General features: G+C 43.4%; 12 protein-coding genes. 3 read left to right on the top strand and 9 right to left on the bottom strand.

The window, feature by feature from the left end; genetic code table 11:
• Nucleotides 1-40: 40 nt before the first annotated feature.
• The 9 genes from kdpC to BLU33_RS20720 all read right to left on the bottom strand — a co-directional run bounded on the left by kdpC (nt 41) and on the right by BLU33_RS20720 (nt 11293).
• Nucleotides 41-604, bottom strand: a complete 564-nt coding sequence (gene kdpC / locus BLU33_RS20760; protein ID WP_091377726.1) for a potassium-transporting ATPase subunit KdpC — start codon at nt 602-604, stop codon at nt 41-43.
• A gap of 20 nt (nt 605-624) precedes the next feature.
• Entirely contained in the window at nt 625-2655 is a 2031-nt protein-coding gene (kdpB, locus tag BLU33_RS20755; RefSeq protein ID WP_091377724.1) for a potassium-transporting ATPase subunit KdpB, read from the bottom strand.
• Nucleotides 2656-2677: 22 nt separating this feature from the next.
• Entirely contained in the window at nt 2678-4393 is a 1716-nt protein-coding gene (gene kdpA, locus BLU33_RS20750; protein WP_091377721.1) for a potassium-transporting ATPase subunit KdpA, read from the bottom strand.
• A 10-nt stretch (nt 4394-4403) separates the two neighbouring features.
• Nucleotides 4404-4481: a potassium-transporting ATPase subunit F gene (locus tag BLU33_RS25725; RefSeq protein WP_091380852.1), complete on the bottom strand. Its 78-nt coding sequence runs from the start codon at nt 4479-4481 to the stop codon at nt 4404-4406.
• Between the two features lie 971 nt (nt 4482-5452).
• Nucleotides 5453-6799, bottom strand: coding sequence for a sigma-54-dependent transcriptional regulator (locus tag BLU33_RS20740; RefSeq protein ID WP_091377719.1), 1347 nt, complete (start codon nt 6797-6799; stop codon nt 5453-5455).
• Between the two features lie 145 nt (nt 6800-6944).
• The gene (locus BLU33_RS20735) at nt 6945-7811 is read right to left on the bottom strand and encodes an ATP-grasp domain-containing protein (protein WP_157682286.1); all 867 of its coding nucleotides are present in this window, start codon (nt 7809-7811) and stop codon (nt 6945-6947) included.
• Between the two features lie 288 nt (nt 7812-8099).
• Complete coding sequence (locus BLU33_RS20730; RefSeq protein ID WP_091377715.1) at nt 8100-8744, bottom strand: gluconate 2-dehydrogenase subunit 3 family protein; 645 nt, start codon at nt 8742-8744, stop codon at nt 8100-8102.
• A 4-nt stretch (nt 8745-8748) separates the two neighbouring features.
• On the bottom strand, nt 8749-10485 hold the full coding sequence (locus BLU33_RS20725) for a GMC oxidoreductase (RefSeq protein ID WP_091377713.1): 1737 nt from the start codon (nt 10483-10485) through the stop codon (nt 8749-8751).
• A gap of 109 nt (nt 10486-10594) precedes the next feature.
• On the bottom strand, nt 10595-11293 hold the full coding sequence (locus BLU33_RS20720) for a 3-keto-disaccharide hydrolase (RefSeq protein WP_091377711.1): 699 nt from the start codon (nt 11291-11293) through the stop codon (nt 10595-10597).
• Nucleotides 11294-11509: 216 nt separating this feature from the next.
• Between BLU33_RS20720 and BLU33_RS20715 the strand changes: the two genes are divergently transcribed.
• From BLU33_RS20715 to feoB, 3 genes are all read left to right on the top strand, one after another.
• Nucleotides 11510-11938 (top strand): CBS domain-containing protein, encoded by a 429-nt coding sequence (locus BLU33_RS20715; RefSeq protein ID WP_091377708.1) that lies wholly within the window; start codon nt 11510-11512, stop codon nt 11936-11938.
• Between the two features lie 757 nt (nt 11939-12695).
• The gene (locus tag BLU33_RS20710) at nt 12696-12911 is read left to right on the top strand and encodes a FeoA family protein (protein ID WP_091377706.1); all 216 of its coding nucleotides are present in this window, start codon (nt 12696-12698) and stop codon (nt 12909-12911) included.
• A 12-nt stretch (nt 12912-12923) separates the two neighbouring features.
• Entirely contained in the window at nt 12924-15038 is a 2115-nt protein-coding gene (gene feoB / locus BLU33_RS20705; protein ID WP_091377703.1) for a ferrous iron transport protein B, read from the top strand.
• The last annotated feature ends 96 nt before the right edge of the window (nt 15039-15134 follow it).

The following is a 15134-nucleotide window of genomic DNA, read 5'->3' as shown; positions in this document are numbered from 1 at the left end:
CCTCTCGAGAGGGGAACCGCACGGGCCTTTGCTCTTTTTTCTATTTCAACTCGTCCAATGCTACATTCATTTTTAATACGTTAACTTTTGGCGGCCCGAACAAGCCAAACAATGGTTGCTCAGTATTTGCTGCGATTATCGCATTAACCTTATCTATAGAAATATTCCTGATTTTGGCTATACGTGCAGCTTGTATTTGTGCCCCGGCTGGTGAAAGGTCGGGGTCTAAGCCACTACCTGATGAAGTAACCAGTTCGGCAGGGATCTGCTCACGGGTTATACCCGGGTTGTGCTTTAAAAATGTATCGATTTTGGCATTCACATCCTTTAAATAATCAGGATTTGACGGGCCCTTGTTTGAACCAACACCACCATCGGCCTGGTAATTAGCGGCAGATGGGCGTGAGTAAAAGTATTTATCCTTGGTAAATTTTTGGCCGATGTTGGCATAACCAACCACGCGGCCTTTATACATAACAGTTACACCATCACCGTTACCGGGAGCAAATTTGCCTATACCGGCAATGGCTAAAGGATATATCCCTGATAACAATACTATCAGTATAAGTGATATTTTAAGGGATGGTAATAGATACGTTTTCATTTTATTTGATTTTAATATTATTATATAAATAGTGATACGGCAAGATCAATCAATTTGATGCCTACGAATGGGATCAATACACCACCTAAACCGTAGATCAACAAGTTGCGGCGTAATAATGCGCTGGCACCAATCGGTTTGTATTCCACACCGCGTAAAGCAAGTGGGATTAGCATCGGTATAATTATCGCGTTAAAAATAACGGCTGATAATATAGCTGATTCCGGGCTATGCAGATCCATGATATTTAATGCCCTTAAGGCAGGAATTGATACCATAAACAATGCCGGAACAATAGCGAAGTATTTAGCCACATCATTAGCTATAGAGAATGTGGTTAAAGTACCACGGGTCATCAATAATTGCTTACCAATTTCCACGATCTCGATCAGCTTGGTAGGGTCATTGTCAAGATCCACCATATTACCAGCCTCTTTTGCAGCTTGCGTACCACTGTTCATGGCCACACCAACATCGGCTTGTGCAAGTGCGGGGGCATCATTTGTGCCGTCGCCCATCATGGCTACCAGTTTACCACCTTGTTGCTCTGCTTTTATATAGTTCATTTTATCCTCAGGCTTGGCTTCGGCAATAAAATCATCCACGCCAGCTTTCTCAGCTATAAATTTAGCAGTTAAAGGATTATCACCGGTAACCATTACGGTTTTTACACCCATTTTACGTAGGCGCTCAAAACGCTCATATATGCCCGGTTTAATGATATCCTGTAACTCAATAACACCCAGTATCTGCTCGTTTTGTGATACTACCAGCGGTGTACCACCATTTGATGCGATAGTTTTTACATTCACTTCCACATCAGATGGGAACTCATTGCCGGCTTTCAAAGCCATGTTGCGGATAGAGTCAAACGCACCTTTACGGATGCGTAAGCCATCAGGAGTATCCAAACCGCTTGAGCGGGTTTCGGCAGTGAACTTAATGAACACTGAATCAGCAGGTGCTTTAACAGATACTTTAATTTTACCTTCCTCGGCCAGTTCAACAATTGATTTACCTTCGGGAGTTTCATCGGCCAGTGAGCTTAATACGCAGGCGGTGATGAAATCCTTTTCGTTAATACCGGCGGTTGGGTAAAAGTTGGTAGCCTTACGGTTGCCTATGGTGATGGTACCTGTTTTATCTAATAATAGAACATCAAGGTCACCGGCAGTTTCAACGGCTTTACCTGATTTGGTGATCACATTGGCACGTAATGCCCTGTCCATACCGGCGATACCGATGGCCGACAAAAGGCCACCGATAGTCGTCGGAATCAAACAAACAAAAAGTGAGATGAAGGCTGCTATGGTTATAGGGGTGTTAGCATAGTCGCCGAATGGTTTTAAGGTAACGCAAACAATCACAAATATTAAGGTGAAGCCTGCAAGCAATATGGTTAAAGCAATCTCGTTAGGTGTTTTCTGGCGTGATGCACCTTCAACTAAGGCAATCATCTTATCCAAAAAGCTTTCGCCGGGCTGGGTAGTAACCTGTACTTTAATACGGTCGGATAATACTTTGGTGCCACCTGTTACTGATGATTTATCACCACCTGATTCACGGATAACCGGGGCAGATTCACCTGTAATGGCTGATTCATCAATGGTAGCAATACCTTCGATGATCTCGCCATCGGTAGGGATGGTATCATTGGTTTCGCAGATGAATACATCGCCTTTTTTAAGTTGTGACGACATTACCTGTTGTTCCTTGCCATCAACCAGTAAACGGGCTGGTGTTTCTGAACGGGTTTTGCGCAGGCTTTCAGCTTGTGCCTTGCCACGTGCTTCGGCAATAGCCTCAGCAAAGTTGGCGAATAGTACAGTTAAGAACAGTACAAAGAATATAGTGAAGTTATAGCCCCAGCTTCCTTGCCCTGTATTGGAGAAGGAGAAAATAGTTACGATAAGCATTACTACGGTACCGATCTCAACAGTGAACATCACCGGGTTGCGGACCAATATGCGGGGATCAAGTTTGATGAACGACTGCACAAATGCATCCTTCATTTGATCGCCCTGGAATAACGTGTTTTTATCAGATTTCATGATTGAATTCTATATAATATTATTATTTGATTGAGAAGTGTTCGGCTATAGGGCCAAGGGCCAGTGCAGGGAAGAAAGACAGTGCTGCGATAATAAATATCACCGCGAATATCATCACCCCAAAGGTGGCGGTATCTGTTTTTAATGTACCTGCCGACTCCGGCACAGTTTTTTTGCTGGCCAGTATACCTGCAATGGCTACCGGGCCTATGATTGGTAAGAACCTGCCTACAAATATTACAAGGCCGGTAGTTACGTTCCAGAAAATGTTGTTGGCTGTTAAACCACCGTAACCTGAACCATTGTTGGCCGCGCTTGATGCATATTGATACAGCATTTCAGTAAAGCCGTGGAAGCTTGGGTTATTTAACCATGCTGATGGTTTTGTACCCCAGTTTGCATTTGGGAAATGAACCAGTACGTATGAAGCTAAAGATGTACCTACCAATATGATGAATGGGTGCAGCAAAGCTATCAACGATGCGATCTTCATTTCACGGGCTTCAATTTTGTGGCCCATGAACTCAGGCGTACGTCCTACCATCAAGCCGGAAATGAATACAGCTATGATAACAAAGATGTAGAAGTTTAGGAAACCTACGCCTATACCACCGTAAAAGGCGTTGATCATCATATCAAACATTTGCGCTAAGCCCGATACCGGCATCATGCTATCATGCATGGCGTTTACCGATCCGTTTGAGGTTACAGTAGTTGTGATACCCCAGTAAGCAGATGCTGCGGGCCCGAAACGCACTTCCTTGCCTTCCATTGAACCGCCGGGCTGACTGATGCCCATGTGTGCGATGTTAGGGTTGCCACCAACTTCAGCAGTTACCGATGGGAACAGCATGATGAGGAAACCGATCGTCATCACCCCGAAAACTACCAAGGCCAGTTTCTTTTTATTGAGATAGAAACCCAATGCAAATACTAAGGCGATAGGGATAATGATGATGCTGATGTTCTCAACTATGTTGGTTAAGTAATTAGGGTTTTCAAAAGGGTGTGCCGAGTTTACGCCAAACCAGCCGCCACCGTTGGTGCCTACCTGTTTAATAGCGATCATGGCTGCAGCAGGGCCGCGTGATACGTGTACGGTATCGCCCTGTAAACCTATAACCGTGTCTTTACCTTTATAGCTGGTTGGTGTGCCGTTAAAGGCTAATATAACAGCTACTACAAAACTGATTGGCAATAACACCCTGGTAATAGATTTCAGGAAGAAATCCCAGTAGTTACCCAATTTCTCGGTAGTCTTATCCTTCATGGCTTTAAATACAACCATCATAGCTGCAAAACCAGTCGCGGCACTCACAAAGTGCAGGAACATGAATACAAAGTGCTGTGTAAAGTAGGTAGCACCCGATTCGCCTGAGTAATCCTGTAAATTGGTGTTGGTTAAAAAGCTAAGGGCTGTATTAAATGCCAGATCCGGGGTTTGGTTAGGGTTTGCATCCGGGTTAAGCGGAAGGTGACCCTGGAACAACAGGCAAAAGAAAGCATAAAACAACCACAGTAAGTTAATAGTTAGCAATGCTTTTAAATGCTGTTTCCAGTTCATCTCGCGATGAGTGTCGATGCCACTGAATTTAAAGATGAACCTTTCAAGCGGTGCCATAAAGTCCATCCATGTTTTTTCACCTTTAAATACTTTGGCTATGTATTTTCCCAGTGGGATGGCCAGGGCTATGGTAGCCAGGTACATGAAAATTATACCTATATATTCTGTGTTCATGGTTTAATAATTAGAATTTTTCGGGTTTAAGAAGCACATAAACCATATAGAAGAATACGGCGATGGCTACGATGAATAATGCGATCATGATGATTATTTAAATTTTTTCGAAGTAATTAACACATTTGAAAAACAGCCAAAACACGACTGCGAAAATGATGAGGTAAACGATGGTGAGTATGGTATCCATAACATTGTTTGATTTGCGATGGGGTATACCAAGGAGATGCCAATAATTTGACATGATTATTAATTTCTTGTAAATCAGTATGTTAAATTGATTTTGGATAATCTTAGTGTATGTTTTACACTGGCGATGCTATCATTTTGATAGGGTGGATTATCATTATGATTGGTGGGGAAGGTATTCTAAAATCGTCATTGCGAGGAACGAAGCAATCTCTATGCGATACAGAGCGAATCTACAATCGTGAATATCGCTTCAAGCCGCTCATAGGCGCGGAGCCCTAGTTCTTTTGTCTTGACACAAAAGAACCAAAAAGTCAAGACAACAAGGATGCTTCCCCGCTCCCTGCCGGTTCTTTACGCTTTTTTCGCTGTTCGGTACTTCGTACCTTACATCATCCAAAAAGCTAAACCGGCATTCCCGCCAACGCTGGCCCGCCCTTGTTGTCAGGGCCACGCTTTTTATTTACGTTATTTAAAAATGTCATTGCGAGGAGGAACGACGCAGCAACCTCGTCGCGTTTAAATATACAAGCGACGAGGTTGCTGCACTAACGCTTACAGCAATGATATGTAGGATATATTGCTTTCTTTTTCTTTCACCGTCAGTAGAACAGCTTCGGATGAAATCAGGCAAAACAATGGTGGCCTTGCGCGTGGCAGAGCATAGCAGATTTTTGCAGAAGCGCAAAGGTCAGGTGAGTAGCGACAGCAGGGTAAAAATATAGCAGCCCAGGTTTTGCCTGATTTGCAGGGTAATGGCCCTGTGCAGCAAAGAAGCATTTCTACTGACTTGACTTTTTGGTCCTTTTGTGTCGAAGACAAAAGGACTAGGCCTTAGCGGCTATGAGCGATACCAATGATAGGTAATCATTACTCTAACCCATATTCCTTTAACTTCCTGTACAGCGTAGCAATCCCAATATTCAACAGCCTTGCAGCTTCGGCGCGGTTGCTTTGGGTATGGTTGAGTACACGCTGAATATGCAGTTTTTCAACTGATGAAAGATCAAATGCTGATAAATTACCATTGGATTTGGCTGGGGCTGAGTCGAACTCATAAGGCAGAAGCGAAGCATCCAGCTCATGAGTATCGCACAGGATAACTGCACGCTCTATAATGTTTTTCAACTCACGCACGTTGCCGGGCCAGTTGTAGACTTCAAGTTTATGCAAAAAATCATCGGTAAAACCTGTTATTTGCTTATTAACTTTTGCGGCGAAATACTGTACAAAGCTTTTAGCTATCGGGCCGATATCCTGTTTGCGGTCGCGAATAGCAGGCAGCATGATCTGGAAAACAGAGAGGCGGTAAAACAGATCAGAGCGGAAATGCTCTTTCGCTACTTCATCCTGTAAATTACGGTTGGTTGCGGCCAGTATGCGCACGTTTACTTTGGTGGTCTTGGTATCGCCGAGCTTAATGAATTGTTGAGATTCCAGCACCCGGAGTAGCTTGGCTTGCAGGTCATGGTCCAGTTCGCCCAATTCATCCAGAAAAATAGTGCCGCCGTTGGCTTCTTCAAAAAGACCTTTTTTGTCTTTAACAGCCCCGGTAAATGCCCCGGCTTTATGGCCGAATAATTCGCTCTCCAATAACTCCTTACTAAAGGCACTGCAATTGATAGCCACAAATGGTTTATTACTGCGCGGACTAGCCTGGTGGATAGCCTCGGCAAAAACTTCCTTGCCGGTACCGGTTTCGCCCAATATCATTACGGTAGTATCAGTAGTAGCCACCCGTTGAGCCAGTTTAATAGCCGCTGTAATAGCCGGTGATGTACCGATAATACGGTCGAACCCAAATTTGTTGTTCAGCTTGCTTTCCAGTTCGAGTACACGGCGTTGCAATATGGCCTTGTCCATAGCCTTGTTTACCAGCGGGATTATCTTTTCATTATCGTCACCTTTGGTGATATAATCGAAGGCGCCGTTTTTAATGGCAGTTACGCCATCGTTAATAGTACCATAGGCAGTTAGTACAATAATTTCTATTGCGGGATAGGATGCCTTTATTGTTTTTGTAAGTTCGATGCCATTAGCATCGGGCAGTTTTACATCGCTGATGACCACATCAACTACCTCATGATCCAGTTTGCGCAGGCCATCTTTGGCATTTGCGGCTTCCAGTACCTCAAAATCTTCCAACTGTAAGATACGGGCCAGCAGCTTACGTAAGCGCTCCTCATCATCAATAACCAGTAATTTACCTTTCGACATGGTATAGATCTTTCTGCAAATGTGAGAATTTAATTGGGGATTGGAAATAAAGCAGGATGCTTTATCATTTTGGGTCTAAGTTCGCTTCGCTAAACTTAGCCAGTAGGAGTCAGAAATGGTAGATTGTCAATCTTTAATACATAAACTATTTTATTAATTGAAGTAGGCCCTGATAATAATTATCAAAGCCATGTTCATGGCAGTTTAAAAATAAATATGGCTCAATAAGCTCAAGCTCCATTAAAACAAAAGTTCCATTTGATATTATTCCATCTACCCTGGCGTATAAGGTAGCTCTACCATACTTTTCAACGTATTTGCTGACTGCTTGTTGATGAGCAATATCTGTGGTTATTTTTTGAACGGTACCGCCATGTTCACTTTGAACTCTAAAATCCCCTGTTTTAGGAACTTTCAAAATACTATGACTAAAATTGCCGTTAAAAAATATAAAAGAGAATTCACCGTGTAAAATTTCTTCCATGAACGGTTGAACTAAAAAGCTTTCATTAGCTAAAAGGCCATTAATTTCATTCTGTATTAATGAAACATTATCAAGTGTAAGTAATATGGTGTTTTTAGCGCCTGCACTTATGCATGGCTTAATGATCAGTTTTTTGTATAAGGATTTATTAAGTAATTCTGCCAGGTCTGCTGCAATTCCTTTCTCCAGAAATACAGATTCAATCACAGGCAGGCCATCGTCTGCAATTTGTTGTAAATAATGCTTATCACTATTCCATAATATTGTTTTGAACGGATTTAATATCTTGATTCCAGCCTTATCCAAATCACTTATCCACATTATAAATGAATCAAAATTATCATGGTAATCCCAGGGTGATTTCAATATGACAACATCAAATTGTTTCCAATCAATTTGCAAATCGTTCCATGCTGCTCTCTTAACAATCAAACCCTTGTTTTCAAGGAATTTAGACAGCTGAAAATCTTCTTCTAAATGCGATTGAGTTAATTTTTTATTTTGGTAACTGACTAAGGCTATGTTCATTTTCATCAAGAAATAAGGCGTAAACTTAGGATGATCTTTAGCGATCTGCCGATAAAGCATTTACAAACGGAATTATACATTTTGCGGTTAGCAAAGTACTGATTGTAATCAGTAATAAATCAGCATAACATATTTGATACGTATTACATAGTTCATCCTGCAAGCGATTGCCTGTTGGTGGTACAATAGATGCTTAGTTCAGCATGACAATATGGATCTAGGAAAAGGCCTTACGAAGTTTTTAAAACTTCGTAAGGATAAAATATGCTAACTACTGCCAACGGAAACCTATCCCCAAACCGTATCAAACCCATGCGATTTTAGCACATCGGCGGGTACGCCTTCCCATTTGTTGGGGGCATTTCCTACATAGCCAATGTCCTTCATGCCCATTTGTGAGCTAAAGAAGCCGGTGGCGGTAAGGTCGCGCATGCGGTTAAAGAAGCTTACGCCCTGTGCCATTTCGGGTGTGGCTTTTTTGGGGTAGGCTATCAGGGTAACCATATCTATTTGCTGTTGCGATGATGATTCTCTGAAAGTATTGTTATAACGATTTAAGCATTGCAGATCGAGCCAGCGCAGACCGCCGCGCAGCGGGGTTTGGTGCTCGGGCATATCTTTTACAATAAACTCAATAAAATCGGGCACCTTAGCATCCGATGCGCTGCCTGATTTATCGTCCTTGGGGATGATGATATCAACCAAAACAGTAATGGTTTTCATCTCATGCTCGTTGAAGAATTTTTCGGCGTTCAGCTTTTTCTCACGTTCAAGTTCGTAAGGTGTACGGGCAGGATCGGCAGCCGCAGTTTCCTCCGGGGTGGTAACTTCACCACCTTGTTTTTTGGTATCCGTTTTACAGGATGCATCAAGCAATAAACCTGTTGCAAGTGTGCCTATACCAATAGTTCTTAGGGATTCACGTCTGTTCATGATGCTAAACGTTTAATTTTTTTCTTTGAGATAAAATATATTCCGCGGTGCGCATGGATAGCGCAAGGATGGTCCATGTGGCATTTTTATCGCCCTGCTGTACAAATGGCGCAGCATCAACCACAAATAAGTTGTTGCAGTCATGCGCCTGGCAGTATTTATTCAGTGCTGATTTTTTAGGATCATCGCCCATGCGTACGGTACCTACTTCGTGTATAATAACGCCTGGTGCTTCCAGTCCGTAATTGGTATCTTTACCCGCAGGAGCATCAGCAATGGCGCCCATGTGGTGCAGGATCTCCTGAAAGGTATCCTGCATGTGCTTGGCTTGTTTGATTTCTTCCGGAGCCCACTTGTAATGAAAGCGCAGTACCGGGATACCAAATTTATCAACCACATCAGGGTCTATCTCGCAATAATTATCCTCGCGGGCTATTGCGGTACCACGACCGGCCATGCCTACGTTAACGCCATAAAAACGACGGTAATCGTCTTTTAATCCTACGCCAAAACCTCCGGCTTCTTTCATTTTACCATCGCGGCCAGGTATCATGCCGTTCATTTGCTGTATGCCGCCACCAAAGCCGTAACCTGGCATGTGCAGCCCGCCGCCGTACTCAATATGGTATCCACGCGGGAAATCCAGTTTCTTATTATCAAGCCACCATGGCGAATAGATGTGAACGCTGCCCACACCATCCTCATTATAACGTTTGCGGTCGATTAGTTGCGGCAACCAGCCGCTGGCCCCTGAGCCGGTTGAATCATGCAGGTATTTACCCACTATACCGCTGCTGTTAGCCAAGCCACCGGGATGTGCCGCTGATTTAGAGTTAAGCAACAAACGAGCAGATTCGCAGGCACTGGCACCAAGAATAACTATCTTGCCGTTTACCTGGTACTCCTGCATATCATCTTTACTGATATAAGATACGCCGGTGGCTGTACCTTCCTTATTCGTTAACACTTCGCGCACCATGGCGTTGGAGATCACCGTTAAATTGCCCGTTTTCATGGCCGGGATAACCAGGCATGATGATGATGAGAAATCACCATAAATTTTACAGCTGCGGTTACATTGTCCGCAAAAGAAACAAGCGCCACGGTCTTTATTACCCGGCAACGCTTCGGTTAAAACCGAGCCGCGGCCTGCAATTACAGTAACACCGGCCTTTTTAGCACCGGCTTTAATATATAGTTCATTTAGTCGTGGTTTTGGTGGAGGTAAAAAGATACCATCCGGTTCGTTTTCCAAGCCCTCAACCGTGCCGAATACGCCTATCAAGCGGTCAACCTTATCATAAAAAGGTTTCATGTCATCATAAGTGATGGGCCATTTTTCAGTCAGCCCGTCTTTTGGCTGAAAATCATGCGGACCCATACGTAATGAAATACGCCCCCAGTGATTGGTACGGCCACCCAGCATACGCGAGCGGAACCATTGAAAGTCTGTATTATCCTTTGTGGTATAGGGCTCGCCCTCCAAACTCCATCCGCCGAAGGCTGCATCAAAATCGCCAAAATTACGGGAGTCGGTGCTTGCACCGCGTCGTGGTGATTCCCATGAGAACTTTAACTGCGCCGAATTTTTCTGCGGGTCGAAGAACGGGCCCGCTTCCAGCATTAATACTTTTAAACCTGCATGGGCTAAAACATAGCCGGCCATGCCGCCGCCTGCACCCGAACCTACAATTACTGCATCGTAGGTGGTTGATGATTTCTTGATTTGCAAATCGCTCATACGTATATGTATGTACTTAAATTACTTTAAATAAGATGGAAAATGGAATAAATGGATTGATGCTAAATATATTGAAGGAAATTGTTATTCCAGCAAATAATAGTAAAAATTACAATTGTTTTATCCGGATGTTACGGAAAGCTACTGCCGCGCCATGTGCCTGCAGCGAGATGTGCCCCGTTGAATAAGTGGCAAATGCTTTCCATGTTTTAAACTTACTTTGCTGGAGCAGATCATTCCACTCTTTGCTGCCAATTTGTGTCTCCACAACTTTTTGGCCGTTCATGTAAAAAGTAAGGTGATTGTTTAGTTTACGGATGATGATGGAGTTCCATTCGCCAGCAGGTTTTGCCGGGTGTGCAGGAGCCATCAAGTCATATAATGAACCGGCCAGGTGGTTTGCCTTTTTGTTATCTTCAGCACCCTTGTCATCAAGTACCTGCATTTCAATGCCGGTTAAGAAAGTATATGCAAATTGCGGGTCTTCATGGATATCAAAAATAACGCCGCTATTACCGCCAACAGGTATTTTCCAGTCGAGTTTTAATTCAAAATTTGTGTATTCCTTATCGGTTAGCAAGTCTGCCTGGCCTTTAGCCGCGGTATCTAGTTGTAATGCGCCACTAGTAACGTGCCATGCCCCGGCATCCTTGCCCAGGTAGGTGTGCCAGCCATCAGTGGTTTTGCCATCAAAAAGCAGGGTATAACCGTCTTTTTTTTCGGAGGCAGATAAAGTGTTTTTTGTTTGCGCTAAAAGCGGAGAAGATAGTGCGGCCATTGCTGCAGTAATCAGAAAGATTTTTTTCATTAGTTAAATGTTTAGAACAATATAATTGGGAGTATAAATGTATTGCTTTTTTATGTCTGCACATAGTTAAAAAAAATCTTGCAAAAACGATTAACCTATTTGTATTAATCTTATTACGATTTTAATAAACATCTGTTATTGTATTTTTTTCATTTTGCTTTATTGATTTTGTATATTTGGTATAACCACTATTAACCAAATGATTGCCTGTAGATTATGAAAAAAGTTTCGGATATCCTTAACCGTAAAGGTGTCAGTGTTGTCACAATTAGTGCAGATACCACTGTTTTAGATGCGTTGAAGCTGATGGCCGATAGAAATATAGGCTCAGTAGTTATAATGGAAGATGGCGAATACCTGGGCCTGCTTACTGAAAGAGACTATGCCCGCAAGGTGATACTGCATGGCAAATCATCACATGAAACCCCGGTACGCGAAATTATGAGCACCGGCCTGCCACGCATCGTACCTGAAAGCTCGATAGAAACCTGTATGCATATTATGAGTGAAACCAATATCCGCTATTTACCGGTATTTGTTTCGGATCAGTTATCGGGTATTATTTCTATCAATGACCTGGTTACCGAAACCATTTTATCGCATTTGGAAACGATTGAGCATTTGAAGAGTTATATACAATCGTAGACGAAAAGAGGATCTTTCTCCGAGCGTCGTTGCGAGGAACGAAGCAATCCCTTACTGTGCAGAGCGGTTATGCTTATCGTAGACTTGTCTTGCGCAGCCGCTCATTGCCGCGGAGGCTACTACTTTTGTCTTGATACAAAAGGTAGCAAAAAATCAAGACAACAAGGATGCTTCCGCCCGCCCTGCCGGTTCTTCACGCTTTTTTCGCTGTTCGATACTTCGTATTCTCACATCACACAAAAAGCTAAACCGGCATTCCCGCCTCTACGCTGGCCCGCCCTTGTTGTCAGAGCCCACGCTTTTTTGATTCATTGGTTAAAAATAATGCCTGTTCTTCGTCAGCCGGGAAGCTTCGGGTGAAAACGGACAGAACTATGGTGGCCTTGTGTGGTTGCAGGGCATAAGGAAATTTTGCAGAAGCGTAAAGGCTAGGAGTGTGCGAAGCAGGGCAAAAGATTCCAGCCCAGGTTCTGTCCGTTTTGCAGGGGTAAAGGCCATGAGCGCAAAGAAGCATTCCGGCTGACTAGCCTTTTTGGTCCTTTTGTGACGAAGACAAAAGGACTAAGCCTCCGCGGCTATGAGCGGCTTCATGCGATAAGGAAGCCGCTCTGCACAGTAGGGGATTGCTTCGTTCCTCGCAATGACGCTTAGAAAGAATTATAGATAATACCCCCAAATCACATTCATGTAAATTATTTACCCTTATTTGGATTTAATTTAAATAAGCGTACATTTGCTTAGGTATTAGATAATAAACATGAGGCTGTCACAACTTGAAGTAGGCGAAAAAGGGATCGTAAAGGAGTTTACTGATCTGGAAATGTCGGTAAAGCTAATGGAAATGGGTTGTTTACCCGGTGAAGAGATAAAGGTTGAACGTATTGCCCCGCTTGGCGATCCAATTGCCATTAAAGTTTCAGGTTATCAGTTAAGCTTGCGCAAACGCGAAGCATATACCATTGTTTTGCAGTAGTTTTTTTAGCAATTGAAAGCTGATATAAGAGTTGCGCTTGTAGGAAATCCCAACACCGGTAAATCAACGCTCTTTAATGTTCTTACCGGTTTAAATCAGAAAATAGGAAATTTTCCCGGAGTTACCGTTGATAAAAAGGTAGGTTACTGCACTTTGCCTGATGGCCGCCGCGCCGAAATCATTGATCTTCCCGGTACTTATAGCATCTACCCAAAAAGTCAGGACGAATCTATCGTTTTTTCTGTTTTGGCTGATAGGTCGAACCCGCATAGCCCCGATCTGGTGGTTGTGATCCTCGATGCATCAAACCTTAAAAGAAATTTACTGCTCTACTCGCAGGTCGCCGACCTTAAGATACCCGTTGTTATTGCCCTCAACATGATGGACCTGGCAAAGAAAGCAGATATCAATATTGATGTTAATCTGTTTGCCAAAAAGCTTGGCGTTCCTGTAGTACCCATTTCGGCCAGAAAAGTTGATGGCATTGATGGGCTTAAAAATGCTATATCATACGCCAATAAAATTGCTTTGCAGGAAGACAGCATTGATGTTGCCTCCATCGCTCCCGAACTGGTTGAAAGCATTGGCAGGGAGTTAAATATTGACAATCCATACCTTGCCCTGCAGCTTGCCCATCAGCATGAAACCTTAACATTTTTAACCCCCGAGCAAAGTAACCGTGTTGAAGAACTTGAAAAAGAGTTTTCTTTCAACTCACAAAAAGCACAGGGGGCTGAAACCATTGCCCGTTATAGTTTTATTAATGACCTGCTTTATGATACGGTAAGTAAACCCGTTACTGCTCATGAAGAAACCGTCAGCAATAAAATTGATAAGGTATTAACGCATAAAGTATTTGGCTTCATCATATTTTTCGCGGTATTGATGTTCATGTTTCAGGCGATATTCTCCTGGTCGTCATACCCAATGTCATTAATAGCCGATGCCTTTGTATGGATCCAGGATTCATTGCACCATGTTCTGCCTGCCGGGCCGCTTACCAGTTTACTGGTTGATGGTGTGATAGCCGGACTAAGCGGCGTAATGGTATTCATTCCGCAGATCGCTATCCTGTTCGCCTTTATTTCCATATTGGAAGATACCGGCTACATGTCGCGCGTTACATTTATGATGGATAAGCTGATGCGCAAGGTAGGCCTTAATGGAAAATCAGTTGTACCTCTTATTGGTGGTTTCGCCTGCGCCGTACCTTCCATCATGAGCACCCGCACCATTGAGAACTGGAAAGACAGAATGATCACCATAATGGTTACCCCACTGGTAACCTGTTCGGCCCGTTTGCCTGTTTATACTTTACTTATAGCGCTGGTTGTACCTAACCGTAATGTTTGGTGGCTATTTAACCTGCAAGGTTTGGCTTTAACAGGGATGTATGTTTTCAGCCTGATATCAGCCATTGTGGTAGCATGGGTGTTTAAATTTATATTAAAAGCCAAGGAACGCGGCTACTTTATTATGGAGTTACCTGTTTATCGCATGCCTCGCTGGAATAACGTATTATACTCCATGTATGAGCGATCCAAAGCATTTGTTTTGCAGGCGGGAAAGGTAATTATAGCTGTATCTGTAATATTATGGGTAATGGCCTCTTATGGCCCGGGCGACAGGTTTGCAAAGATCGACAAGCAATATAGTCAGCCGCAATACGCACAGCATATGAGCGCCGATAGTTTGAGCAGAACCATCGCGTCAGCAAAATTAGAAAACTCTTATGCCGGGGTATTGGGCCATTCCATTGAGCCAGTTATCCGTCCGTTAGGATTCGACTGGAAAATAGGCATCGCCTTGATTACCTCCTTTGCTGCCCGCGAAGTATTTGTGGGCACTATGGCTACTATCTATAGTGTAAACGGCAGCGCCGAAAAAATGGAGTCGGTATATGAAAAAATGCACCAGGCCAAAAACCCTAATACCGGGCAGCCCGTGTTTACCCTCGCTGTCGCCTTTTCACTCATGATGTTCTATGCCTTTGCCATGCAATGTGCAAGTACGGTAGCGGTAGTATATCGCGAAACCAAAAACTGGCGCTGGCCCGCCTATCAGTTCGCCTATATGACAGCGCTGGCTTACCTGGCTAGCTTCATAGCTTATCATGTTTTGAAGTAGAGCTGAAAGCGCAAGGCAGAAAGTCCAAAGCTTTTCTTTTATCGTTAGCTTGTAAAATCTTACATGAGCACGTTCGCCTTTCAGTTTTAGCCTTTT

It is taken from the genome of Mucilaginibacter mallensis, assembly GCF_900105165.1.
In the GTDB taxonomy this organism is placed as follows: domain Bacteria; phylum Bacteroidota; class Bacteroidia; order Sphingobacteriales; family Sphingobacteriaceae; genus Mucilaginibacter; species Mucilaginibacter mallensis.
This window is presented reverse-complemented; position numbering and strand designations above follow the sequence as displayed.